Origin of the sequence: Brevibacterium picturae, from assembly GCF_900105045.1 — a bacterium.
GTDB lineage: Bacteria > Actinomycetota > Actinomycetes > Actinomycetales > Brevibacteriaceae > Brevibacterium > Brevibacterium picturae.
In genome coordinates this window covers 167,717-191,764 of record NZ_LT629739.1, presented here as the reverse complement: position 1 = coordinate 191,764, position 24,048 = coordinate 167,717, and the positions used below count along the sequence as shown (strand labels likewise).

Here is a 24,048-nt window from a genome sequence, read left to right as displayed (position 1 = left end):
TTGCTCAGCTCTCTGAGGAGTCCTTGCTTTCAGCGGGGTCGTGGTCAGACTCGTGGTCTGCGTCCGCGTCTGCAGTCGTGTCTGCCGACGCCTTCTGCCCGGTCGTCTCATCGCTCCGCTCTTCTGCCGTGTCCTTGTCGTCTTTTCCTGACTTCATCAGGGCAGTGATGCCGATGGCGATTCCTGCCACGATGCCTCCCCAGATGGCGCCGAGGATGAGCGAGAAGAATGTGTTGACCAGCCAACCGAGGAAACCACCTACGCCTGCGACCGCGGCGACTGGTTCTTCCAGGTGATGGACGAAGTCGTAGAGGATGTGGAGGCCGAGTTCATCTGTGCCGACGAGGATGATGTGTCCACCGACCCACAGCATGGCGAAGGTGCCGATGACCGTCAGCCCGCCCAGCAGTTTGGGCATCGCCTTAACGAGGAACCGTCCGAACTTCTGCGTGCCCGGCTTCTCCTTCTGAGCCATGTGCAGGCCGATGTCGTCCATCTTGACGATGAGGGCGACGGTTCCATAGACACCGATCGTGATCGCCAGGGCCACAACGACGAGGATGATGGCTCGGGGGAGCAGAGCCTCATTGGCGACCTCGTTGAGTGAGATCACCATGATCTCGCAGCTGAGCACGAAATCTGTGGTGATGGCTGAGCGGACGATCTTCTTCTCGTCCTTGCCGTCATCCTTCTTACCGTGCTTGGATTCCTTCTTCGGCTCTTCGTGGTGTTCGATCCATCCGAGCTTCTCGAAGATCTTCTCCGCGCCCTCGAAGCACAGATAGGTGCCGCCGACCATGAGCAGGGGAGTCAGCAGCCATGGAAGGAATTCGCTGAGCAGCAGAATGATCGGCACGATGATGACGATCTTGTTGAACAGCGAACCGAACGCGATGCGTTTGATGATCGGCAGTTCCCGCTTCGGGTCGACTCCCGCGACGAACTTCGGGGTGACCGCAGCATCGTCGACGACGACGCCGGCAGCCTTGACTCCTGCCCGAGATGCGCCCGCGGCGACGTCATCGAGGCTTGCCGCAGAGAGCTTGACGAGAGCTGCCACGTCGTCGAGGAGTGCGAAAAGTCCGCCGGCCATTTATCGTCCTTCGTCGGAGTCGTCAGCATCGTCGGTTCGGTTCAGCACGCCGAGGTGGTTGCCGGCTTGGTCGAAGACATTGAGCTGGTTGCCAGCGGCTTCGACCCGGCGTGTGCGCCCGACCCACCTCTCCATACCCTGAGCTGCCCGTTGGGTGGTGAGGAACGATTCGACGACCGCCCCAGAATCATCGCTGCTCCACGTGGTGGAGATGCGGTTGGCGCCGTCGCTGCCGGTCAGGGCCCCGTCGGCTGTGATGTTCAGGAATGCAGCGGACCCTGGCTTGGCACTGACCCATCTGCCGTTGACTGAGTTGGTCATTTGTCTTCCTTCTCCAATCCACCGACGACTTTCCCGTTGGAATCAGCAATCTTCATGACATTGCCTTCGATTGTTGCCGATGATGCCTTTGACAGCCACGTGTCGACTCCGGCACATGCCTTCTGTGTCGTGGTGAACGGGGTGATGAGGATTTTGTCACCGTCGACTTCCCACGTTGTCTGGATGCGATTGCAGCCGTCGGTACCCTTGACCTGTCCGTCCGCGGAGAACTCGAGGAACGGATCTCCGGTCTCAGGAGACGTCCATTTGCCGGTGGGATCGATGGCCGCAGAATCCGCCGAATCCGTAGGGCTGCTGGATTCCGTAGGAGCGGAGCTGGTCGGTTCGCTGGGCTCGGAACCTGTCCCACAGGCAGCGAGGGGCAGCACGAGGCCGAGAACAGCAATTCCGATCGTACGTCTGAACGCAGTTGAAGGTCGGTTGTCGGTGAGGTTACGCATGCACCGATCATAACGGCCAGGCATGGGCGGTTCATGGAGAAGACAGAGCAATGCGTGCCGATTCAGCTTTTGTAAGTTGTGTTCACGAGCAACACGCATTGTTCTTGCTTCCCATCGTTGCCAAACCGTAACCTTTCATGTGGTTGAAAGACTGTTCTCAGGGACACCCTCTCAATTGCTGGAGAGCGGATCGAAGAGAGCACAGGCAAATGCAACAGTGAATCCGATCAAGGGAACCTAAGAGTATGCAGAAGAAACTCGTGCAGAGTTCGCTGGCACTGACCGCCGCCGCGGCGCTCGGTCTCGGCAGTGCGTTCGTCGCATCCCCTGCAATGGCGGACGCCGCCCCGCAGAAGCTGAATGTCGAGAACGACGCCCAGGTGCAGAAGGCACTGTCCGGTATCGAAGGCGTCAACGCCTACGGTGCAAAGAACGGAAAGCTCAACCTCGGTGTTGAGAAGAAGACCGACGAGATCAAAGACCTTGCGGAGAAGTTCGACAACGTCAACATTGTCGACGGCATCAAGGAACTGAAGCCGTATGCGAAGAAGGACCTCGTCGGCGGAGCCGGCTACCTGGCCGAACAGCCAGGAGGCATGGGCGTCTGCTCCACCGGTTTCTCCGGTTGGGACGGCGAGGGCAACCCCATCGTGCTGACCGCAGGACACTGCTCGAAGGTCATCGACTCGGCATCGGGTGAAATCACCGGCGACACCAAGATCGGTGACACCGAGAAGCCTTCCATCGCAGAAGCCAATGGCGGCGAAGGATTCCAGCCATCCAAGCTCGGCGTCGTCGGCGAGTGGGGCTTCCACAGCTACGGCAGCGGTGACCTGCTTGAGGGCCCCAGCGACGACTGGACGGATCCGAAGCCTTCCGACATCGACTTCGCAGTGATCAACGTTGATGAGGAAAAGTACAACGTCAAGAACGGCGTCACCGATTGGTCGAGCGCAGACTCCGACGATCTGTCGAAGAGCCTCGCCACCGACATCGCACAGGTCGGAGCACACGAAGAAGGCTCCATCCAGAAGTCCGGCCGCACGACCGGCCTGACCGAGGGTGAAGTCATTCCGTACGAAGAGTACCCATTCGAGTACTCGAACGTTGGCGGTCGCTGGGTTCACGGCTTTGGCGTGACCTCACCTTCAGACGATCCGTTCTCGGCACCGGGCGACTCCGGTGGCGCTGTCTTCCAGGGTGACACCGCAGTCGGCGTCATCTCCGGCGGCGGACCCGCCGCAGACGGCACGTCGTTCGGCTGGGTTGCCGACCTCGACTACTCGCTCGAGCAGTCCGGCGTTGACTTCAACGTCGAGAAGCCAGGCGAAGAGACCCCTGAGGCTCCAGCAGCCCCAGAGGTCAAGGACCAGACCATCGAGCCCAACGGTGATGTGACCGGTAAGGCCGAGGCTGGCGCCGAGGTCAAGCTCGACTGGGCACCTGCCAAGGACAAGCAGTCCGGCAATGACACCCAGGCCGCCAAAGAAGGCTCAGAGACTGTGAAGGCCGACGAAAACGGCAACTTCACAATTGAGGGTCCTGAGGCTGCAGGCGACTACGACTACAGCGCAGTTGCGACGGTAGACGGCCAGAAATCCGAACCTGCCGAGTTCCAGGTGACCGTTGAGAAGGAAGAGACCGAGACTCCTGCTCCTGCCGAGCGCGAGATCAACGTTGACCCCAAGGAGATCGTTGCTTCCGAGTTCGTGAAGGAAGACAAGGGCGTCACGGTTTCGGTCAAGGGCTTCGACGAGGGGGAGAAGGTGACCCTTGAGGTCGCTTCCGGTCCTGAGAACGTCGAAGGCATCACCCTCGACGAGACCGCTAATGAGAACGGCGCAGCTGCCTTCTCGATCTACGGTACGAGCGAAGCCGATGCATCGGTTTACCTCGGCAAGTACGACGTGAAGGTCACCGGAGCCAACGACACGGACGATGAGAAGGCTCTGACCGGCTCGTTCACTGTCGTCGAAGATGAAGAAGGCAACGGCGGCGGCGGAAACGACGGCGGCGATGACGGCAACAATGATGATGACGGCAATGGTGACGGTGGGGACGGCGGATCTGATCTGCCTCGTACCGGTGCTGAACTGACCGGCCTTGCCGCCGGTGCCGGACTCCTCGTTGTCGGTGGAGCCGCGGTTGTTCTGACGATGCGTCGGAACAAGAAGAACTGAACATAGCTCACACGATCATCTAATGATCGTCTGAGAGTACACACGAGCGCCCCTGGTCTTCGGACCGGGGGCGCTCTGCATGTCCGGGCGCTGCAAACCGTGGCGGAGTCTGCGCTCACCATTTCAGCAACGCCTGTTGTTTCGTTCATTTAGTTCACAGTTTTAGGGGTACTTTCTTGGTAGTCGCTGTGTGAACCCCGTAACCTAACCGTGACCAAGGTCATCAAGTTGTGATATTGCAAGCTCCCGATAAGAGAGACGAAAACGTATGCATAAGAAATTCGTGCAGAGTTCGCTGGCGCTGACTGCCGCCGCGGCGCTGGGATTGGGTGGCGCCTTTGTTGCTGGCCCAGCCGCCGCCGAATCCCCAGTGCTCAACCAGCAAGCCGCACATCAGGCCGCGAAGAGCATTTCCGAAGTGAACGCTTTCGGATTCGAAGACGGTACGCTTCACCTCGGCGTCGATAGGGACAGCGACATCGATGCCGCCGGAATCGAGAAGCTCCAGACGAAGTATGGCGCAGACAAGGTCGAGGTGCAGGCCGGTATTCCCGAGCTCGACGCATACGCTGCGAATGACCTCGTCGGTGGCGCTGGCTACCTGATGAACGTCCCGAGCAATGGTGGTGTCGCCGTGTGTTCGACCGGTTTCTCCGGTTGGGACGAACAGGGCAATCCCATTGTTCTGACTGCCGGCCACTGTGCCGAGGACAGTGACAAGGACACAGGCGCCGACCTCGGCTCCACGGTTCATGCCGACACCGAGCGCCCGAGCACTGCTCAAGCGACTGGCGGCGACGGCTTCGAACCGGCTGGCGTCGGCCCCGTCGGAACGTGGGGATTCAATGAATTCGGCAGCCCGGTGGAGGCCGGAGAAACGTCCGGCGAAGCCAGCGACATCGATTTCGCTGTCATCGAGCTCGATGACGCGGCCTACAACGCGAAGGCTGAAATCACGGATTGGACGAGCGCCGGTTCCGATGATCTCGCTGCATCGACGAGTCCGATCACCAAAGTCGGGTCGCACACCGAAGGGTCGATCAAGAAGGCCGGTCGGACGACCGGCCTGACCGAAGCCGACGTCATCCCTGCCGAATCCTACCCTTATGAGTACATGAACGTCAGCGGTCGCTGGGTGCATGGCTTCGCTGTTGAGGGTGCTCTCGATGACCCATTCTCGGCTCCTGGTGATTCCGGCGGCGGAGTCTTCCAGGGAGAGACCGCAGTAGGTGTCATCTCCGGTGGTGGACCTGCGGAGTGGAATGACGGCACTAAGTTCGACTTGAGCTGGGTGGCTGACCTGGACCATTCATTGTCCGAGTCCGGCATCGACTTCCAGTTGACCGATCCGAATGAAGAGCCTCCAGGTGACGATGACGCGAATGCTGATGCAGGCGCGGATGCCAAGGATGCCGACGCTGACGCTGGCGCGGATGCCAAGGATGCCGACGCTGACGCTGGCGCGGATGCCAAGGATGCCGACGCTGACGCAGGTGCCGACGCCAAGGATGCCGACGCTGACGCAGGTGCCGACGCCAAGGATGCCGACGCTGACGCTGGCGCGGATGCCAAGGATGCCGACGCTGACGCTGGCGCGGATGCCAAGGATGCCGACGCAGCAGCTGCAGCTGACGCTGATGCCAAGGATGCAGATGCTGACGCAGGTGCTGACGGTAAGGAAGCAGATGCTGACGCAGGTGCCGAAGGTGACGACGCGAGCGCCGATGCCGATGGCTCGGACGCTCCCGAAGCCCCGAAGGTCACCGACCAGAAGGTGGACGAAGGCGGACAGATCACCGGCAAGACCGAGGCCAATGCCAAGGTGAAGCTGGACTGGAAGCCCGCGTCCGGTACTCAAAAGGCCGAACCTGAAGGCTCTGTGACAGTTACAGCTGACGCCGAAGGCAACTTCACGACCGAAGCTCCGTCAGAAGCTGGCGAGTACGCCTACACCGCTACCGCCACCACTGACGCAGGAACTTCAGATGCAACCGAGTTCACCGTGACCGTGGAAGAAGCTGCAGACGAAGCAGATGCCGCTGCTGCTGCCGATGGCGACAACGCAGACGCTGACTCTGCCGCTGAAGGTGACGACGCTAACGCTGACTCCGCTGCCGATGGCGCCGAGGCAGACGCTGGTGCAGCTGCAGACGCCAAGAATGCAGAATCCAACGCTGACTCCGACGGATCGAAGGACGGCGAGGCTCCGGCCGAGCGCAAAATCTCGATCGAGCCCAAGGAAATTGCTGCTTCTGACTTCGTGAAGAAGGACAAGGGCGTGCAGATCAAGGTTCAGGGCTTCGAAGAGGGCGAGAACGTCTCTCTCGAGGTTGTCGCCGGTCCAGAGAACGTTGAGGGCATCACCCTCGACGAGACCGCGAACGAGAACGGCGTCGCCGCCTTCTCGATCTACGGAACCAACGCATCCGATCCTTCGGCCTACCTGGGCAAGTACGACGTGCAGGTGACCGGAGCAAACGACACGGACGATGAGAAGGCACTGAGCGGCTCGTTCACCGTTGTTGCCGATGAAGACGGCAACGGCGGCGGAAGCGACGACGGTGACGGTGGAGACGGCGGATCCGATCTGCCTCGCACCGGTGCTGAACTGACCGGCCTCGCTGCCGGTGCCGGACTCCTCGTTGTCGGTGGAGCCGCGGTTGTCCTGACCATGCGTCGGAACAAGAAGAACTGAACATAGCTCACCCGATCAGCCACTGATCGCCTGAGAGTTCATAAGAGTGCCCCTGGTCTTCCGATCAGGGGCACTCTGCATGTGCCAACACATTACATCGGCATGTCAGTCGACGGCACCACTCGGGTGCTCGGGGAAGTCGTTCCAACGGGCATTGATCGATACTCCAGATTCCCATTCCTCGCGCAGAATGGCAGAGGCGACTGAGTCTCTCGGCTGCTGGCCCGATAAGGGCCAGGCTCGTCGTTAATGTGCTTCCTTCGGCCAGCCTGCGTGTATGAGAGTTGAGCGCATAGCGATATTGTCATCGCGAGTGAGACCTTCGAAGCGATCGACATCATCGGTTGTGAACACATGATCCGTGACGGAACGAAGACACTCGACGTCGAGACCATCGAGACGGAGCCAGAATGCTTCGTTCTCGTCACCCCCCACATTCGCCCGAGGCGGTCACAATACCTCGACCTTGGCGGCGGAACACTGCGCGGGGTGCACATACAAAGGGCATTGGTTGCCGGTGAAGAAGTCGATGAACCCGGAACGACCGGCGCCATTGGGATCGAGGCGTGGCAAAGCTATGCTCATGGTCACAAGGGTGACCGGCCGAAGCTGGACAGGGGAGTGGTGACGTTGGGCCTCGAAGATGATCCCTTCGACTATCGCATGACGAAATCGGGCCTGATCATCATTGTGCGAAACGGACGGACCGTGATGGAGATCGGCGGAAAGAAGGCATCGGCATTGATTGCCAAGCTCGGTGCCGGCTATGAATCCGACCAGCAGCTGCTCGCACGCGTGACCGGCAACTATCGCCGAGGCAATGAACGCCACATCAACCGACCTCACTGACCGGACGATTGTTCAGACGTTGGTAATGTGAGTCACATGAGCCATATGAATTTGCGCGAATCGAGCCTGAGCGAATTCGAATCCGCGACTGCAGTCACACGTCTGTCGGAATCCACCTTCACCGCAGAGCTTGATGGAGACTGGAGCGTTGCCGGGGCGGTGAACGGGGGATACCTCCTCGGCGTCATCGCGCAGGCTCTGCGTGCCAACAGTCCGAGCGCTCCCGACCCTTTGGTGGTCTCCACCTATTTCCTGGGCCCGAGTGAGGGAGGCAGTGCCGACATCACTACGCGCATGATCCGCGAAGGCCGGTCCAGTGCCACATTCTCCGTGGATCTGGCCCAGAACGACGCCCCGAAGATCACAGCACTGGCAACGATGGGCAACCTCGCAGGTCTGCCTGACGATGTCGCGACCACGGCCACCCCACCGAAGCTGCCGGACCCGGACCAGTGCATCAACGTCGCCGAGGCGCCCGGAGACTTCGTGAAGTCCGCTCCTTTGCTCAAACGCTACGACATGAGACTCGATCCCGAGACTGCCGGTTTCATGACCGGTCGACCAAGCGGACGTGGCCTGCTGCAGGGCTGGATCAGACTGGCAGACGGGACAGAGCCAGAGGCACTGTCGCTGTTGGCATTTCTCGACGCCTTCCCGCCGGTGATGTTCGATCTGGGCCGCTACAACTGGGCCCCGACCATGGAGCTGACCGCACATCTGCGCGCTGTCCCGGCCCCGGGCTGGATCAGAGTGAAGTTGTACTCCCGCAATATCGCCGGCGGCATGTTCGAAGAGGACTGCGAACTTTGGGATTCCGGGGGTCGGCTGGTGGCCCAGTCCCGGCAGCTGGCACGGCAGCCGCGAGGGTGAAAGCGATGATAGGACCAGAGCACCGCTGTGGTGTCAGGGCCTGCGTCTATAGTGTGAGGTCAGGATCAGACAATGACGAAAGGATCATCAGCCATGGCGTCACTGTCCTCGCTGAGCATCACCTTCGACTGCAAAGACGTCGAAACCCAATCGATCTTCTGGGCCGAACTCTTAAATGCCGACCTCGACGAGGGGGCGAACGAATTCGTCGCCAGCATCGGCGGTGTCCACAACGCTGAGTCGACGACTCCGGGCATGCTTTTTCTCCAGGTCAAGGACCGCGTTGAGGGCAAGAACCCTCTGCACATCGATCTCGACGACCCGAACTATCCCGCCGATGTCGAACGAGCCGTGGCATTGGGAGCCGAGCGGATCGCATCATTTGCCGAATTCGGTATCGAATGGACTACGCTCAAGGATCCCGAAGGCAACGTCTTCGACATCGGTCGGAAAACGCCCACATCGGCAGGCGAGGCAGGAGCATGAACCTGTCTGTGCGAATCTCGTAGGGTGAAGGTACTATGACTGATCCCAACTCCGAGGTGGCCGCTCGCATGAAGCCCACCCGTCCCAAAGCTCTGATCCCTCTTGATCTGCTCCGCGGTTTCCTCATCGGATCTGCCGAACTCGTCCCGGGAGTCTCTGGCGGCACGATCGCCCTCGTGACAGGTGTCTACGACCAAGTCATCGATTCCGCCGCTCACGTCGTCAAGGCTGGCAAAACTCTGGTCACCGGCCCCGACCGGTGGCGGGGCGCGGTTGCCGAACTGCGCCGCACCGATTGGTTCCTGGTCATCCCGGTACTGCTGGGTATGGCGACAGCAGTACTCACCGTTGCTGGGGTGATGGAGAGCTTTGTCACCGGCAACCCTGAACTGTCCCGGGGACTCTTCTTCGGCCTCGTCGCCGCCAGCATCGCCGTTCCGCTTCGCATGCTGCCGGCTCGGACCGGGCAACCGCTGCCGCTGGGCATTCTCGTCTTTCTCGCCGCCGCTGTCCTCGCCTTCTGGACGACCGGGCTGGCCGGTGGCTCAGGAGTTGAGGACCCGCCACTCATTGCGGTCTTCTTCGTCGCCTCCATCGCCGTCTGTGCCCTGGTCGTTCCGGGAGTCTCCGGCTCGTTCCTACTTCTCGCCGTCGGCCTCTACGCCACCACACTGCGAGCAGTGAACGACCGCGACCTGGTCTACATCGCTGTGTTCGGACTTGGTGCGGTCCTCGGCCTGGCGCTCTTCGTCAACGTTCTGCGATATCTCCTGCACAATCACCGGTGGTGGACGCTGATCGCGATGTCAGGTCTGATGCTCGGCTCCCTGCGTGCGCTGTGGCCATGGCAATCGGGCTCTGACGGCGGTGATCTGCTGGCGCCCTCCGAACCGGTGTGGATGCCGATCCTCCTCGCCGCCATCGGCGCGGCAATCGTGATTGTCCTCATCGTCGTCGAATCAGCCTTCGCATCGAAGGCCGGAAAGGACAACCTCGGCGAGCAATAGAGCCAACACGGCTTATGCAGGGCGGCGGACACGGGAGAGTTCTCCCCGCTGGCGACAACCGATGCTGACGGTGGGGACAGCTCGGCGAATGCCACGGATTCTGCCAACGGATCCGACTCAGGCAACGGTGGCGACTCCACCAATGGAAGCGGGGATGTGAACGCCGGCGCAGGGCTGGGCGGAGGCGCCCGCCGTCGTCGCATCTGAACGTGAACGAGCGATTCTCGTGTCGGTCTTCTCACGTAGGGTGAGGAATGACAGCAATGATCACGACAGAAAGTGAGAGTGAAACATGGCGCATACAGCATTCCAGGGCACACCGGTCAAGACCGTAGGCGAGCTTCCGGAGAAGGGTGTACAGGCTCCCGCCTTCAATCTCGTGGGCACCGACCTCGGTGAGGTGAACTCCGCGGATACCTCAGGCAAGCGTGTTGTGCTCAACATCTTCCCGAGCGTGGACACCGGTGTCTGTGCTGCCTCGGTGCGCAAGTTCAACGAACTCGCCGCGAGCTTGGAGAACACCACAGTCCTGTGCGTGTCCAACGATCTGCCCTTCGCACAGGCGCGCTTCTGCGGCGCCGAGGGCATCGAGAACGTTGTCGCCGCGTCGGGCTTCCGCAGCGCCTTCGGCAAGGAATTCGGTGTGACCATGGTTGACGGGCCCTTGGCAGGGTTGCTGGCCCGCTCCGTCGTCGTCCTCGACGAAAAGGGCACCGTCGTCCACAAACAGCTCGTCGACGAGATCGGCACCGAACCGGACTACGACTCGGCCGTCGCCGCACTCGGCGTCTGAACGCGTCGAGCTCGGCCACCGGCTGGCCGAGCCGAGTGCTACATGTCGAATACCTGCACGGGCAGCGCGTACTTCACGCCTGCCCGTGTTCCGGCTTCGGAGGTGATCCCGGGAATCATCTCCGACGGCGCCGGATGGTCGGGAAGTGCCTCAAGGTAGACGGTATGAGCCTCCAGCGAGCGTACGGCACGGTCGACGTGTGCCTCGTCGAGGACCACGGCATGGGTGGCGTCTGCACCATTGACCAGCAGCTTGTCTGCCTTCCACGCCTCGAGGCCTGCCTCCTTGAGGTCGGTGAAGAGCCACGGATTGTCGGCGTCCCTGATGGCATCGATGGTTGCGATTCCGGCCGCCCGGTGGTCGACATGGTTAAGACCCCAAGGCATCTTGAGCTCCCAGCTGGTCACCATCACGGCATCGGGTTCGAACTGGCGGATCTTCTTTGCGATCGCATGCCTGAGTTCGTGATCGGGCTCGAGGAGGCCGTCAGGAAAATCAAGGATCTCGAGGTCCTCGACACCGACGAGTTTGCATGCCTGACGTTGTTCACCCTCGCGCAGGGGTGCGACGTCCTCAGGGGGCATCTCCCGGATTCCCGCTTCGCCACGGGTCAGGAGCAGATACGAGACGGACTTGCCCTGGTCGGTCCATTTGGCCACGGCCGCGGAGGCGCCGTATTCCATGTCATCGGGATGGGCGACGATACACAGGAGCCTATTGACATCATCGTCGTCGAAGATCGGTAGTTCAGTCATAGTTCCCAGGCTAAGCCCCGCCGGGCATATGTACCAGAGCAGGAAGCAGACCCGGTGGATACTATGTGTATGGCAGTGTGAAAGCTGCGTCTCTCCAATAGTCGAAAGCGGGCCCATGTATCGGAGTCTCCTCCTGGCAAGTGTGCTGGTGCTGGGCCTGTTCGTCTCCGGATGCTCTGCACTGCGTATCAGCTCCGCCGAGGGCGATTCTCAACCGGTCAGCGTCGGCATCGACGACGGTTCAGCAGAGGAGACGTCACGGGAATCCGACGCTCCTGCAGTCCCATCGAGGATGACTCTGGTGTCAGTCGATCTGGGCCAGGAATGCCCGATCAAGGTTGAGTTGGCCATGGGCGGCGGGTGGAACGATGATCTCGCCTACGACAGTTACCAGCTCTACACACGCGACAACGGTGCCATCATCACCGTCAACTGTTATGAAAGCGATGACGAGACGGCGCACAGCATCGTCGCCACGGCCCAGGAACAGACCTTCGGAGAATCCCGGTCGAGAGTTCTGGACGAGCAGACCGGGACGGTCGCCGGTGGCGAATATTGGACTGTCCACGGTTCGCTTGCCCGCCAGGAGGTCCGGGCCATCGACGAAACCGATTCCGTGCTCTTCGGCGCTGTCGCCGGGATCTCAGACAACGGCCGACTGTACAAGGTCAGCGTCGAAATGGTCACGGTGGCAAGTGATCAGGATACCGCTGACCTCTTCGCACAGATGCTGCCGACCGTGAGCTTTGCCGATCAGGTCCTCGAATCGCCGACCTTGTCCTGAGTGGGCGTGCGCTGTGCTCGGGCGCGGCGTTTGAGCAGCTCTCTGGCCGCGATCCGACCGGCGCGGGTGGCACCGACCGTAGAGCTCGCGGAACCATACCCGACGAGGAAGATCCGATGGTCGTCTTTGACCGAGACCTCGGTCTCCATTGCTATTCCTCCATCGGGTGTACGCAGACGTAACGGTGCCAGATGGTTGAGGGCGGCTCTGAAACCGGTGTTCCAGAAGATCACGTCGACATCTTCGACACGTTCCTGCTCGAAGGGCTGCCAGGATTCCGGCAGGGCCAGGTGGTCGCTGGCCGAGGGACCGAGCCCTTCTGAAGTGGTCTGTTCCTCGGCCGACCGACCGGGGAAGTGAACCCCGTGGGGCAGAATCGAGTCGATCATTCCACGTGAGACGAGCACACCGGAGTCGACGCCGTCACGGAAGTCCTGGCGGATGGGCAAGCCCGTGGTGCGCACGACGCTGGCCGGAGCGAGGCCGGCCAAGGTACGAGATCGGACGGCTCGTTCAACCTCGAGACCCCAATTGCCGTCAAACTGCCTTGAGGTGAAGTTCGGGGGCCTGCGTGTGGCCCACAGTGTGTCGGTCACCTTGGCGAGTTCGAGCAGGAACTGTGTTGCAGAGATGCCACCGCCGACGACCAAGGTCCGCAAACCACGGAAGTCCTCGACATCGCGAAAGTTCGCGGTATGCAGCTGGCGGCCCTCGAACTCGGCGATGCCGGGCACGAATGGAACATAGGGATGAGTCCAGGTGCCGGTCGCGTTGATCAGATACCGACTTGAGAGTTGAACGCGTTCTCCATCGATCGTTGCCGTGATCTGCAGGGGTCCTGTGCCGGGCGTCGGTGATTTCACCGTGACGACCTCGGCGGGGCGGACGACGCAGAGTTCGAGTTCGCGTTCGAAACGTGAGTAATAGTCGGAGACCACCGCCGAGGCGGGAATTGAGGGATCCGGTGTGCCCAGTGGGAAGCCTGGCAGATCCGCCACATGATTCGTCGATCCCAGCGTCAGGGAGTCCCACCGTTCACGCCATGCGCCGCCGGGCCCGGCCCCGGCGTCGAGGACGATGAAATCCTTGCCGGGCACCAATCCGTCGCGCCAGAGATAGTGGGCGGCTGAAAGTCCGGCCTGACCAGCGCCGATGATGACGATCGGCCAATGGGAGTCGACGAGCAACTCCGAGATTCGGCACACCATGTGCCCATTGTTTCAGGTTCCTGGCGCTTTTGCGCCACGGCGGGTGAGAGGGGTGGTCATGGGAGTAGTGCCTGGGGCCGAGTGCGCGCGGCGAGGTTCAGCTGCAGTCGGGCCCCTGTGGGTTCGCGTAGCAGTCCTCATCGACAAGGTAGCGGTGGAATCGGTAGACGTCGATGGAGATCTCGTTGCTGGCTACGTGTGCGAAGCCGTCGATCGGCAACCACGGACCGCCATCAACAGAGAACTCCCCGCTGAAGGTCGCGGTCATGCCGACCGTCTTCGCTCCAGTCTTCTGGTAGTCATGGCCTATTTGCGGTTCGTCACCCGGACGCGGCTTCGAACCCGTCTTCGTCGTTGTTCCGCCGGTGTCGTCGCCGAAATCCCAGTAGTACTTCTCAGGGGTGACCTTCACAGTGACCGCATAGGTCAGCAGCGTCATCTCGATATAGCTGGTCTCCGCGTCCGTCCAGAAAGCCGCCGGTTTGCCGATGACAGCCCAATCTTTCGGCCAGGCATGAATCGTCGGAGCCGGAATATCGAAGGTCTGGAACTGAGATTCTGGGATGCGGGTGGGTGGCGCCGGCCTCGCGGGAGCGCCGCCTCCACCGCCGCCGGGTCCGGGGCCAGGCCCGGGCAGATCTGCACAGATGTGTCCGACCTCTTCGAGTACGCAATCTGGCTGTCCGCCGCCACCGCCGGAGCCATCACCGCCTCCGCCGGATCCGCTGCCATCTCCGCCAGCGCCCCCGCTGTCGCCTCCTCCGCCGTCGGAGCCACCTCCTGGGCCGGGCGCTGGCGGAGGGGGTGGGGCCGGGTTGTTCCCTCCTCCGCCTCCCGGAATGTCCGCGGAGCAATTGTTTATGTTTCTCATATCGCAGTTCGGACCCGCTACGGCGGGTAGCGGGGCTAGGAGAGTGACAACCAAAGTAGCGAATATGATGATCGCGATGTTGGTCTTCAGCTTCAGCATCGTTTCTCTTTTAAGGATTGCTCTGCAACTCGCCATCCCTTGGAAGTCTTTTTGATCATATGTTCCATGGTGACGAAGTCCGATTTCGATGCCGTTTCTTCTTTGTCTTTTGGACGAAGCGACCATTCGGTCAAGTCAAAGCAGAAGTCCACGGAGACTGTATTGACTACTTTCGGATCATCACTGGTTTTGACTTCGTCAATTGTTACTTTGCTAGGCGAGATATCTCCCCAGAATTCGTAGGTGCCGTCCTCGACTACCTGGACGTCGCCTCTGATGGATTCCAAAGCGTCTCCGCTTGCGAATTTCGGGAAATCGTCCGCGGTTTCAAAGTCACCCGAGTATGCAGAATTTACCGAGCGAAAAAATCCCTCAAACGCAACCAGCGCCCCTTCGACGGCTTCCGTCTCCTCGGGGCTCAGATCAAGGTCAGTCTCGTACGCGGGGACTGTTGGTTGTGGGTCAGCGGAGGGCGAGCCGTTCGAAGGATCCTTGGCAGGCATCGTCGAAGTCGGTGCGGCCACGGGGGAATGGTCCTCGCATCCCGACAGCACAAGCGGCAGTGCGAGTGCGGCTGCCAGCGTCAATGCCGTCGTCGCTCGATAGCGGATACGTCCGCCACGTCCAGTCTTCATTCCACGCCTCTGTGGTCGAAAGCTCCAGCGCAGATGTGAAAATCGCGCCCGGAATCTCTACATTATGCGAGAACTGTGACTTTGAGAACAGGCGAAGTTGAATCTGTGGATAACCTGCCCGTGAGTGAGTGAAACTACTTCTTGGCTGCTTTCGCGGCAGCCTTCTGCTGCTTTTTGAAGGCGCGGACTTCCAGCAAGGTGTCCTCATCGACCACATCGGCGATTGAGCGACGGCTGTCCTCAGCACCGTAGTCACCTGCGGCTTCGCGCCATCCGTCAGCGTTGAAAGTGAACTGCTTGCCGAGGAGAGCCAGGAAGATCTTCGCCTTCTGCTCGCCGAAGCCCGGCAACTTCTTCAATCGTTTGAGGACCTCGGGCCCAGTCGGATCTCCCGACGTCCAGATCGCGGACGTGTCAGCATCGTATTCGTCGACGATCTGTGCCGCCAGCTTCTGCACTCGCGTCGCCATCGACTTGGGAAAACGATGCACCGCCGGTTTGATCGAGAACTTCTCCAGGAACTCATCGGGATCCATTTCAGCGATCTCGACCACATCGAGTTTTCCCAGACGCTCAGCAAGCTTTGCCGGTCCGGCGAACGCCACTTCCATCGGCACCTGCTGATCGAGCAACATGCCCATCAGCAGGGCAAAGGAGTCATCGGCAAGAAGGGCGTCGGCTTCTGCATCGCCGGAGAGGAATACTGAACTCATGCGTCCATAGTGGCATGTAACCCGCCCGCAAGCACCTCAGAGATACCATCGAGTCATGATCTGCCCCTGTTCCGGAATGCCGCCCGGCACCGACTACGACAACTGCTGCCGTCCCGCCTTGGACGCCGAGAGATGGCCGACAACCGCTGAGGCGCTCATGCGCTCCCGCTGCACCGCATTCGCCCGCGGCAATGAAGACCACCTCTTCCGCACCTGGCACGCCAAGACCCGGCCCACCGACATCGGCCTGGATTCCGAGACTGCGTGGCTGAGCTTGGAAATCGTGGACACGACAGACGGGCAGGAAACTGACGAAACGGGCACGGTGCACTTCCGGGCAACCTACCGGGATCACCTCGGCGAACACACCCTTGAGGAGAACTCCTCATTCGTCCGCAGAGCCGGCAGATGGGTCTACCTGGATGCCCTCGACAGCTGACCAAGACCCACAAGCGCCGAACTCGGCCTATACTGGTGGCAGCGGCGCATCCATCGCCCAGCCACGGTCGTGATCCCAGCTCACCGACCTTTCGGCGAAGGGGAGAGAATCCTCGGGCGGACCTGTCACGGTGATCTTCGGACCAGGTTTCGTGCTGGGGGAGACGTGGTCGCAGAGGAACAAGCGCCATGACCAAGGACAAAGACTTCAAACTACTCGTCCGCAAGCGTATGAGTTCGACGGGGGAGAACTTCACCTCCGCCCGCACGGCACTGCTGAACGACCAACGGCACCACGACGAACGCCACGAGGACCAGAGCCGCAGCGCCTCAACGCTGGCTGATCCCGAGGCTGAAGCCTTCAAAGCCAAGACGCTGAGAACATTCATGAGCGGGGGACGGCTGGTCTCCATCCCCACCAAGCGCAAGGCCCTCGTCGTTATCCTGCTTGAGATGCTCACAGCTTTCGAGACCGGGCGAACTTACAGCGAGAAGGACATCAACACGATCCTCAGCGAGTTCCACCCGGACTTCGCGCGGCTGCGTCGAGAGCTCATCGACTACGGGTACCTGGGACGCGATGCGCACACCGGTCAGTACTGGGTGAACTCACCGTTACCCGCGCGCACCGGGAATCTCATCCAAGAAGCAGCAGTCTTCGAGGCGTTTCTGCGCTGAGTCGGCGACCGCGTATCCTTGAAGCTCGGGTAAACAACGGGCATTCAAAAGGAGACTTCATGGGCCAGGCCTATCACGCCGATTCGACCGATCTCGATGAGAAAGAGATCCTCACCTGGGACACCTTCGGCACCTCGGCCAGGGAGATGGCGCAGACGATCGCCGACTCCGACTACGACCCCGAGATCGTCATCGCGATCGCTCGCGGAGGTCTGCTGCCGGCCGGTGCACTGGCATACGCCCTCGGCCTCAAGCTCTCCGACGCGATCAACGTGGAGTTCTACACCGATGTCCATGAGACCCTGCCCGACCCGATTCTCCTGGCCCCGATGCTCGACATCGAAGCGATCAAAGGTAAGAAGCTTCTCGTCGTCGATGACGTCGCAGACTCGGGCCGCACACTCGCCCTTGTCCTCGAGTTGCTGAAGAAGCACGGTGCCGAAGCTCAGTCCGCAGTGATCTATGCGAAGTCGGCATCCATCATCGACCCGGACTTCGTGTGGAAGCGCACGGATCAGTGGATCGTCTTCCCCTGGTCGGCCGAGCCCCCGGTCGAAGCCTCAAAATAAGCAGCAGACCATGATCAGCGACAGTCGGGACATCGATGCCCCGTGCGGTCGGGTCCGAGCCTCCGTCGACGGCACCGTGATCCGCGCTCGGGGCATCCGCTATGCCCGCGCGCGGCGTTTCGCCCGCCCGATCGACGAACCGCCCGTGGACGTCATCGATGGCAGAGAGCCCGGTCCCGGAAGCCCGCAGTACCGGCGAGACCCGAACGCGGGAATGACCTTCGATCAGCTTGGCGGGCTGTCCACCAGCGAAGACTGTCTGCGGGTGAGCGTGACCGCCCCGACCGACACAGTCGAGCACGACTCCGCGTTGCCGGTGCTCGTGTGGATCCACGGCGGTGCCTACGTCGCTGGTGCCGGGGACGCGGAGATCTACGATCCGCACACCCTCGTCGAGGAACAGGACGTCATCGTCGTCTCGGTCACCTACCGCCTCGGCGTCCTGGGATTCTTGGGAACGGGCAAGCCCGAGCATTCCAATCTCGGCCTCCTCGACCAGATCTCGGCTCTACGCTGGGTTCAGCGCAACATCGCGGCCTTCGGGGGAGACCCGAGCAATGTCACGATCGCCGGTCAGAGCGCCGGTGCCGACGCCTGCGCACACCTGATGATCGCCGAGGCGACCGATGACCTCTTCCACCGCGTGATCTTGGCATCGGCGCCACTGGGACTCGCCGGAGGCACCGAACCGATGAACTGGGCCATGGCGAAGGTCGCCGAGAAGATCGACCCCGCTGCCAGCGTCGATGACATCCTCGCAGCACAGGACGAGGTGCACAGGGCGGCATTGGTGGGAGGACTCCACGCCGGCATGTGCTTCGGCGTCCACTACGGTGCCTACCCGCTGCCGGCGAAGTCCGATACCGACGCCGCATGGTCACAAGCCGCACGCAGATACGACGTGCTCATGACCCGCACCGAACGAGAGATCGCCTTCTTCGCCGGATTCGTCCCGGCCTTCCGCCGACTGCACGATCGGCACCTGACCTCCCCGATGCTCGAGTCACTGATCTCAGGCATCACCTCGGCGGTCTACACCCGCGCAGCCAAGGCGTTCTACGATCGGCACCGGATGTCGGGAGGACAGGGCACACGTCTTCTCATCGTCTCCCGCGGTGATGGCAGTTTCTTTGACGCCGCGCACTCCGGGGACCTGCCCCTGCTGTTTCCCGGCGATGTGTGGCACGACAGCTTCCTTGACTACGGTGGCACGGCCCAGATCGCGGGCCCGGAGTTGCGCACCATCTGGGGACGTTTCGCGACCTCCGGCGCATTGCCGCGGGTTCCCGTGCCGGGGCTCATCGACATTCTGGGCTGATCTGTCGGCGTCACGAGGGCAAGGTGAAGACACCTGTCGGGATTTTCCCAGCCCAGGTCAGTGCCGTAGTCTATCGTGAGTTCATGGACTCACACCAGGTCTCAGCAGCCCGACTGATCTCCCAGGGACTCGTCGACGCGACGGCGTCGACGACACCCACGCCGCTGTCGGTGGTGAGAAACCTCGGATGCGTGCAGGCTCAGGCGCTGGGCGGTGCCCTGGTCTCGATCGCACTGCGCACGGGCACCTCGGTGACCGCAGTCCGAGCAGCCATGGACGCTGGAGACATCGTCCGGTCGTGGACGCAGCGAGGAACCATTCACCTGGTCGCGGCCGACGACCTCGGATGGGTGCTCGGGCTGACCGGGCAACGAACTCTGAAGTCTGTGGCCAAACGCCGCGAAGTCTTCGGCATCGACGATGCGATGGTCGACGCCGCTGCACAACTCGCTGAAGAGGCGATTCGTGACCGTGGGCCGTTGACCCGTCAGGAACTGCTCGACGCCTTCGAGCCCCTGCAGGCGGGTAAGGAATACGGGCACGAGCGTTATCTCATCACAACCCTGGCGCTGCGCAACATCATCGCCCAGGGGCCGATGGTCGAGGGCAAGGACGACATGAAATACGTCCTCACCGCAGACTGGATCCCGAACCCCATCGAACTCGACGAGGAGGCGGCCCTGCACGAATGGATGACACGCTACGTCCTCAGCCACGGACCGGTGACGGTTGAGGACGCGGCCCGGTGGACGGGACTGCCCAAGACACCCGTGCGCACAGCCCTAGCCGCGGCCGTATCCGCCGACGAGATCGTCGAAGTCAGCATCGATGGCCGTGACCACTATCAAGCACCGGAGCTGGCCGACCGGTTGCACGAGGGCCGCTCGCGGGCGAACGAACTCCTATTGCTGCCTGGATTCGATGAGATCATCCTCGGCTACAAGGACCGCAGCGCCACCTTGGATCCGGCCCACGAGAAGCTCGTTGTCCCCGGTGGCAACGGCATGTTCAAGAACACACTCATCGACGGCACCCGGGCACTTGCGACCTGGAAACGCTCACCGCGCAAGACCGGTCCGCGGCTGATCATCGATCCCTTCGATGCCCAGCACGTCGACGTTGATCGGGCTGAGGCTGTTGCCGCCTCCCACCCTGCCTTCGTCTGAAGCTGCGATGAAGGTCGGAATCCTCGTCAATCCGAGGCACAGACGAACGTCGCGGGTCCATACTCATTTGGTCGAGATCCTCAAACGTGGACAAATCCCTTACCGCAGCACAACAACGACGCGGACCTGGCCCGGGGCCGAACAATCCTCGCGACTTATTGACTGGGGAGCAGATGTTGTCGTCGTGCTCGGAGGGGATGGCACGTTGCGCGCAATCGCACCGGTCCTGGCCGACGCAAAGGTGCCAGTGCTCATCGTTCCCACGGGGACGGCGAACGTCCTGTCCAGGCACATGGGTATCCGTTCAGCCGAGCATGCATTGCTCCTGGCCGAATCATTTCTCGAGTCCGACCCTGTGTCTCACCAAGACGTAGCAGTCAACGAGGCCGACTGCTACACAGCGGAGGGCCACCGCCGTGAGCATTTCTTGTCGCTGGCAGGAGTTGGGGGAGATGCGAGAGCCGTCGGTGGGCGCACCCGATTGCCAGCACCCTTCAACCAAGGGATCGTCGGCTACGCCTATGGTGCCGGCCGGGCGCTCTTCGCCCCTCTGACCAATGCACGCATCAACGCCGCAGAGTTCGACGGCGATACCAAGACCCGGGTGTGGTCGGTGATGGCCTCGAAGACGGCACGACCGGCCGGGCCGATCCCGGTATTCGACCACGCCGAGGTGACCGCAGAGGAGTTCGAATTCCTGGCCGTCGAGCTGGCCACGACGACACCCAGAGACCGCCTCGGCGAATGGGCACGGATCGGCTGGGACTGCCTGAACCGGCACCCAGGAGCGAACCCTGCCATGCATTACTGGCGAGGACGCGAGGCCGCCATCAGCCTTGACGCTCCTGCCCCGGTCCAGCTCGACGGTGACTCCATCGGAGACTGCAGCGGGCTGGACCTGCGAGCAGGAACCACCTCATTGACGCTCTTAGCGCCGAACTAGCGCCGTCGGCGTGAGGTGCCGAAGATGCCGCGTGTGATCTCTCGTACCGCGGTGCGAGTGAACTGCCTGAACGCAGAGGACTTCACGACCTTGGAGAACATGCTTTCCTCCTCTTCCTTCTGCTTCCCCGAACCCGATCCGGAGCCCTGCGCCGAATCTTCCGGGAACGCCACCTTGTTCGCGGCCGCCTGCTCCTCGTCATGGGCCTGGGACCCGGCCTCCAGACGCTTCGTCAGGATCTCCCGGGCCGACTCGTTGTCGATGGCTGTCCCGTACTTCTCATGCTGTGGGGATGCTGCCACGGCAGCGTGAATCTCGTCTTCGGACATCGGCCCCATCTGCGACTCGGGGGCACGCATCCTCGTCGGTGCCACGGGAGTCGGAGCGCCTTCGGGATCCATCACCGTCACAACAGCCTCTCCGATGCCCAAGGTGGTCAGCAGCTCCTCGAGATCGTAGTCGGAGGTCGGGAACGTCTGCACCGTTGACTTCAGCGCCTTCGCATCGTTGGGAGTGTGCGCCCGCAGCTGGTGCTGAATGCGCGAACCCAGCTGGGCGAGCACATCCTCGGGCACATCCTTCGGCGTCTGCGTGACGAAGAAGATGCCGACTCCCTTCGAGCGGATGAGGCGTACGGTCTGCGTCACCGACTGCAGGAATGCCTTCGAAGCATCGGCGAAGAGCAGGTGGGCCTCGTCGAAGAAGAACACCAGTGAGGGCTTATCGGCGTCACCGACCTCAGGCAGATCTTGGAACAGATCGGCCAGCAGCCACATCAGGAAGGTGGAGAACAAGGCAGGGGACTGATAGAGCTTCTGCAGCTCGAGGACCGAGATGATTCCGGCCCCGTTGTCATCGAGGCGCAGCAGATCAGCGGTGTCGAATTCGGGTTCGCCGAAGAACACATCACCGCCCTGGGCAGAGAGTTCGGAGATCTTGCGCAGAATGACACCGACGGTGGCCTTCGACGCCCCGCCGATGCCGTCGAGGTCGGCCTTGCCCTCATCGGAGGTGAGGAAGTTCAGCACCGAGCGAAGGTCGGAGAGATCGAGGAGGGCAAGACCGACAGTGTCGGCATAGTGGAATACCAATGACAGCACCGATTCCTGGGTGTCGTTGAGCTCGAGGACCTTCGCCAGAAGGATCGGTCCGAACGAGGTGACTGTTGCTCGCAGCGGAGTCCCCAGTCCCGAGTCTCCCAAGGTGTAGAACTCGGTGGGATTGGCCGAGGCTTTCCAGTCCTGACCGGAAGCCTCGAGCCTTTTGCTCAGCTTCTCAGAAGCCTCGCCTGCCGCACCGATGCCTGACAGGTCGCCCTTGATGTCGGAGGCGAAGACGGGAACACCGGCGCGTGAGAGCTGTTCGGCCAGAACCTGCAGGGTCACGGTCTTGCCGGTTCCGGTGGCGCCGGCGACCAGTCCGTGGCGGTTGAGCATCGACAGAGGGATCGATATCGGTGTGTCCTTGTCGGGCTCATCCTCGTTCAGCGCCACCCCCCAGTTCCAGGGTCGGAGAGTCGAAAGCGTAACCGGACTTGAGTTTCTGCAGCGTCTCATTCGTCATGGTGCTATCTTTACACGGTCGCGCCGAGGCTGTGCAGGAATTCCTCGTGGATCCTCGTGTCGATCCCCAGTTCCGGATGGAAGCTGCCGCCCCAGATGTTGCCCTGGCGCACCAGCACCGGCACATCGGCGTACTCGCTGAGCACCTCAACACCGTTACCGATACTCAGAATCTGCGGAGCGCGGATGAATGTCGCTTCGAATGCGTCATCGAGGCCGGTGACCTGCACCGGTGCACTGAACGACTCTCGCTGTCTGCCGTAGGCATTGCGTGCCACAGTGACGTCGAGCCCGCCGAGGCGGTCGAAGCCGTCCAGCGAATCATCCGTGAGCCGATCGGCGAGGAGGATGAGGCCTGCGCACGTGCCGAAGACCGGCAGCCCTGCACCGATGCGTTCGCGGAGGGCGGGGAAGAACCCGGTGCCGGCCGCGATGCGGACCATGGCCGATGACTCACCCCCGGGAAGGATGATCGAATCAAGGCCGTCGAGGTGTTCCGGCCTGGTGACCTTGCAACAGCTGACCCCCAGGGAGTCGAGAACACTGAGGTGTTCGCGAAAGGCTCCCTGGAGGCTGAGGACGCCGACTCTCACCAGCCGCGCTCGGCCAGGCGGTGGGGTGCGGGAACGTCGGCGACGTTGATGCCGACCATCGCATCGCCGAGCCCGCGCGAGGCCTTCGCGACGGCGATGGGGTCGTCGAAGTGGGTGGTCGCCTCGACGATGGCCTGGGCGCGGGCTTCCGGGTTGCCGGATTTGAAGATTCCTGAGCCGACGAAGACGCCGTCGGCGCCCAGCTGCATCATCATGGCTGCGTCTGCAGGGGTGGCAATGCCGCCGGCGACGAAGGTCACGACGGGCAGTCGGCCCAGGCCGGCGACCTGTTTGACCAGGTGGTATGGGGCCGCGATTTCTTTGGCGGCAACGTAGAGCTCGTCTTCGCTCTTGGCTCCCAGCGCCCTGATCTCGGAATTGATGGTCCGCAGGTGACGCATCGCCTCGGAGACATCTCCGGTGCCGGCTTCGCCCTTCGACCGGATCATCGACGCTCCTTCTGTGATGCGGCGCAGAGCCTCGCCGAGGTTGGTCGCACCGCAGACGAATGGAACCTTGAAGACAGACTTGTCGATGTGATTGACGAAGTCGGCGGGGGAGAGGACCTCTGATTCGTCGATGTAGTCCACGCCGAGGGTCTCGAGGATCTGTGCTTCCACGAAGTGGCCGATCCGGGCCTTGGCCATGACCGGGATCGACACGGCCGCGGTGATGCCGTCGATGAGGTCGGGATCGCTCATCCGGGCTACTCCGCCCTGAGCGCGGATGTCGGCGGGGACGCGTTCGAGCGCCATGACTGCCGAGGCGCCGGCGGCCTCCGCGATGCGGGCCTGCTCCTCGTTGACGACGTCCATGATGACGCCGCCCTTGAGCATCTGTGCCAGTCCGGTGTTGAGCAGGGTCTGTGTCTGTGTCATTGTCGTGCTTTCCGTTCGTGGTGAGCCCGATGGTGCGGGCGAGGTGATCGGTGAGAACGGCCGTTCACCACAAGACTAGAACC

General features: G+C 61.8%; 25 protein-coding genes and 1 pseudogene. 15 read left to right on the top strand and 11 right to left on the bottom strand.

Features of this window, described 5'->3' with window-relative positions; translation table 11 throughout:
• Nucleotides 1-4 precede the first annotated feature (4 nt).
• The 3 genes from BLT92_RS00875 to BLT92_RS00865 are packed head-to-tail and all read right to left on the bottom strand — an operon-like array spanning nucleotide 5 to nucleotide 1,875.
• Nucleotides 5-1,093 carry a DUF808 domain-containing protein gene (locus BLT92_RS00875; protein ID WP_092101987.1) on the bottom strand — a complete coding sequence of 363 codons (1,089 nt, stop codon included), beginning with the start codon at nucleotides 1,091-1,093 and terminating at the stop codon, nucleotides 5-7.
• Nucleotides 1,094-1,414 (bottom strand): META domain-containing protein, encoded by a 321-nt coding sequence (locus BLT92_RS00870; protein WP_092101984.1) that lies wholly within the window; start codon nucleotides 1,412-1,414, stop codon nucleotides 1,094-1,096.
• Nucleotides 1,411-1,875, bottom strand: coding sequence for an META domain-containing protein (locus BLT92_RS00865; RefSeq protein ID WP_092101981.1), 465 nt, complete (start codon nucleotides 1,873-1,875; stop codon nucleotides 1,411-1,413). Before BLT92_RS00865 ends, BLT92_RS00870 begins: the two co-directional genes overlap by 4 nt.
• Nucleotides 1,876-2,120: 245 nt before the next feature.
• Between BLT92_RS00865 and BLT92_RS00860 the strand changes: the two genes are divergently transcribed.
• From BLT92_RS00860 to tpx, 7 genes are all read left to right on the top strand, one after another.
• Nucleotides 2,121-4,055: an LPXTG cell wall anchor domain-containing protein gene (locus BLT92_RS00860; protein ID WP_092101978.1), complete on the top strand. Its 1,935-nt coding sequence runs from the start codon at nucleotides 2,121-2,123 to the stop codon at nucleotides 4,053-4,055.
• Between the two features lie 268 nt (nucleotides 4,056-4,323).
• Nucleotides 4,324-6,750 (top strand): LPXTG cell wall anchor domain-containing protein, encoded by a 2,427-nt coding sequence (locus BLT92_RS20315; RefSeq protein WP_157691289.1) that lies wholly within the window; start codon nucleotides 4,324-4,326, stop codon nucleotides 6,748-6,750.
• A gap of 354 nt (nucleotides 6,751-7,104) precedes the next feature.
• Nucleotides 7,105-7,599 carry a hypothetical protein gene (locus BLT92_RS20735; protein ID WP_231938958.1) on the top strand — a complete coding sequence of 165 codons (495 nt, stop codon included), beginning with the start codon at nucleotides 7,105-7,107 and terminating at the stop codon, nucleotides 7,597-7,599.
• Nucleotides 7,600-7,635: 36 nt separating this feature from the next.
• Nucleotides 7,636-8,469 carry a thioesterase family protein gene (locus BLT92_RS00845; protein WP_092101975.1) on the top strand — a complete coding sequence of 278 codons (834 nt, stop codon included), beginning with the start codon at nucleotides 7,636-7,638 and terminating at the stop codon, nucleotides 8,467-8,469.
• A gap of 72 nt (nucleotides 8,470-8,541) precedes the next feature.
• Nucleotides 8,542-8,955, top strand: coding sequence for a VOC family protein (locus BLT92_RS00840; protein ID WP_231938957.1), 414 nt, complete (start codon nucleotides 8,542-8,544; stop codon nucleotides 8,953-8,955).
• Nucleotides 8,956-8,990: 35 nt separating this feature from the next.
• Entirely contained in the window at nucleotides 8,991-9,962 is a 972-nt protein-coding gene (locus BLT92_RS00835) for a DUF368 domain-containing protein (protein WP_092101970.1), read from the top strand.
• Nucleotides 9,963-10,254: 292 nt separating this feature from the next.
• Nucleotides 10,255-10,755 (top strand): thiol peroxidase, encoded by a 501-nt coding sequence (tpx, locus tag BLT92_RS00830; RefSeq protein ID WP_092101968.1) that lies wholly within the window; start codon nucleotides 10,255-10,257, stop codon nucleotides 10,753-10,755.
• A 38-nt stretch (nucleotides 10,756-10,793) separates the two neighbouring features.
• On the opposite strand, the gene BLT92_RS00825 is transcribed toward tpx, so the two are convergent.
• A complete protein-coding gene (locus BLT92_RS00825; protein ID WP_092101965.1) occupies nucleotides 10,794-11,510 on the bottom strand; it encodes a PIG-L deacetylase family protein in 717 nt (238 codons plus the stop codon).
• 115 nt (nucleotides 11,511-11,625) lie between these two features.
• Here BLT92_RS00825 and BLT92_RS00820 point away from each other — a divergent pair, with 115 nt between their 5' ends.
• Nucleotides 11,626-12,294, top strand: a complete 669-nt coding sequence (locus BLT92_RS00820) for a hypothetical protein (RefSeq protein WP_231938956.1) — start codon at nucleotides 11,626-11,628, stop codon at nucleotides 12,292-12,294.
• On the opposite strand, the gene BLT92_RS00815 is transcribed toward BLT92_RS00820, so the two are convergent.
• Both BLT92_RS00815 and BLT92_RS20310 read right to left on the bottom strand, forming a co-directional pair.
• Nucleotides 12,264-13,502, bottom strand: coding sequence for an NAD(P)-binding domain-containing protein (locus BLT92_RS00815; protein WP_092101962.1), 1,239 nt, complete (start codon nucleotides 13,500-13,502; stop codon nucleotides 12,264-12,266). The genes BLT92_RS00820 and BLT92_RS00815 overlap by 31 nt on opposite strands.
• Nucleotides 13,503-13,599: 97 nt before the next feature.
• Nucleotides 13,600-13,941, bottom strand: a complete 342-nt coding sequence (locus tag BLT92_RS20310) for a hypothetical protein (protein ID WP_157691288.1) — start codon at nucleotides 13,939-13,941, stop codon at nucleotides 13,600-13,602.
• 75 nt (nucleotides 13,942-14,016) lie between these two features.
• Between BLT92_RS20310 and BLT92_RS20305 the strand changes: the two genes are divergently transcribed.
• Complete coding sequence (locus BLT92_RS20305; RefSeq protein WP_157691287.1) at nucleotides 14,017-14,403, top strand: hypothetical protein; 387 nt, start codon at nucleotides 14,017-14,019, stop codon at nucleotides 14,401-14,403.
• A 62-nt stretch (nucleotides 14,404-14,465) separates the two neighbouring features.
• Here BLT92_RS20305 and BLT92_RS00805 read toward each other — a convergent pair whose 3' ends face one another.
• Both BLT92_RS00805 and BLT92_RS00800 read right to left on the bottom strand, forming a co-directional pair.
• A complete protein-coding gene (locus BLT92_RS00805; RefSeq protein ID WP_157691286.1) occupies nucleotides 14,466-15,107 on the bottom strand; it encodes a hypothetical protein in 642 nt (213 codons plus the stop codon).
• Between the two features lie 134 nt (nucleotides 15,108-15,241).
• Nucleotides 15,242-15,820: an HhH-GPD-type base excision DNA repair protein gene (locus tag BLT92_RS00800; protein WP_092101953.1), complete on the bottom strand. Its 579-nt coding sequence runs from the start codon at nucleotides 15,818-15,820 to the stop codon at nucleotides 15,242-15,244.
• Between the two features lie 55 nt (nucleotides 15,821-15,875).
• Here BLT92_RS00800 and BLT92_RS00795 point away from each other — a divergent pair, with 55 nt between their 5' ends.
• From BLT92_RS00795 to BLT92_RS00770, 6 genes are all read left to right on the top strand, one after another.
• Nucleotides 15,876-16,259, top strand: coding sequence for a YchJ family protein (locus tag BLT92_RS00795; protein WP_231938955.1), 384 nt, complete (start codon nucleotides 15,876-15,878; stop codon nucleotides 16,257-16,259).
• A gap of 188 nt (nucleotides 16,260-16,447) precedes the next feature.
• A complete protein-coding gene (locus BLT92_RS00790) occupies nucleotides 16,448-16,936 on the top strand; it encodes a DUF2087 domain-containing protein (protein WP_092101946.1) in 489 nt (162 codons plus the stop codon).
• Between the two features lie 59 nt (nucleotides 16,937-16,995).
• A complete protein-coding gene (locus tag BLT92_RS00785) occupies nucleotides 16,996-17,505 on the top strand; it encodes a phosphoribosyltransferase (RefSeq protein ID WP_092101943.1) in 510 nt (169 codons plus the stop codon).
• A 10-nt stretch (nucleotides 17,506-17,515) separates the two neighbouring features.
• Entirely contained in the window at nucleotides 17,516-18,823 is a 1,308-nt protein-coding gene (locus tag BLT92_RS00780) for a carboxylesterase family protein (RefSeq protein ID WP_231938954.1), read from the top strand.
• A gap of 83 nt (nucleotides 18,824-18,906) precedes the next feature.
• Nucleotides 18,907-19,989: a winged helix DNA-binding domain-containing protein gene (locus tag BLT92_RS00775; protein WP_092108618.1), complete on the top strand. Its 1,083-nt coding sequence runs from the start codon at nucleotides 18,907-18,909 to the stop codon at nucleotides 19,987-19,989.
• A gap of 7 nt (nucleotides 19,990-19,996) precedes the next feature.
• Nucleotides 19,997-20,932, top strand: coding sequence for a diacylglycerol/lipid kinase family protein (locus BLT92_RS00770; protein ID WP_157691285.1), 936 nt, complete (start codon nucleotides 19,997-19,999; stop codon nucleotides 20,930-20,932).
• Here the strand turns inward: BLT92_RS00770 and BLT92_RS00765 are convergent.
• From BLT92_RS00765 to pdxS, 3 genes and pseudogenes are all read right to left on the bottom strand, one after another.
• Nucleotides 20,929-22,495: pseudogene (locus BLT92_RS00765) on the bottom strand (helicase HerA-like domain-containing protein). The gene BLT92_RS00770 and the pseudogene BLT92_RS00765 overlap by 4 nt on opposite strands.
• A gap of 10 nt (nucleotides 22,496-22,505) precedes the next feature.
• On the bottom strand, nucleotides 22,506-23,087 hold the full coding sequence (pdxT, locus tag BLT92_RS00760; RefSeq protein WP_092101936.1) for a pyridoxal 5'-phosphate synthase glutaminase subunit PdxT: 582 nt from the start codon (nucleotides 23,085-23,087) through the stop codon (nucleotides 22,506-22,508).
• Entirely contained in the window at nucleotides 23,084-23,965 is an 882-nt protein-coding gene (pdxS, locus tag BLT92_RS00755) for a pyridoxal 5'-phosphate synthase lyase subunit PdxS (RefSeq protein WP_092101932.1), read from the bottom strand. Before pdxS ends, pdxT begins: the two co-directional genes overlap by 4 nt.
• Nucleotides 23,966-24,048 lie beyond the last annotated feature (83 nt).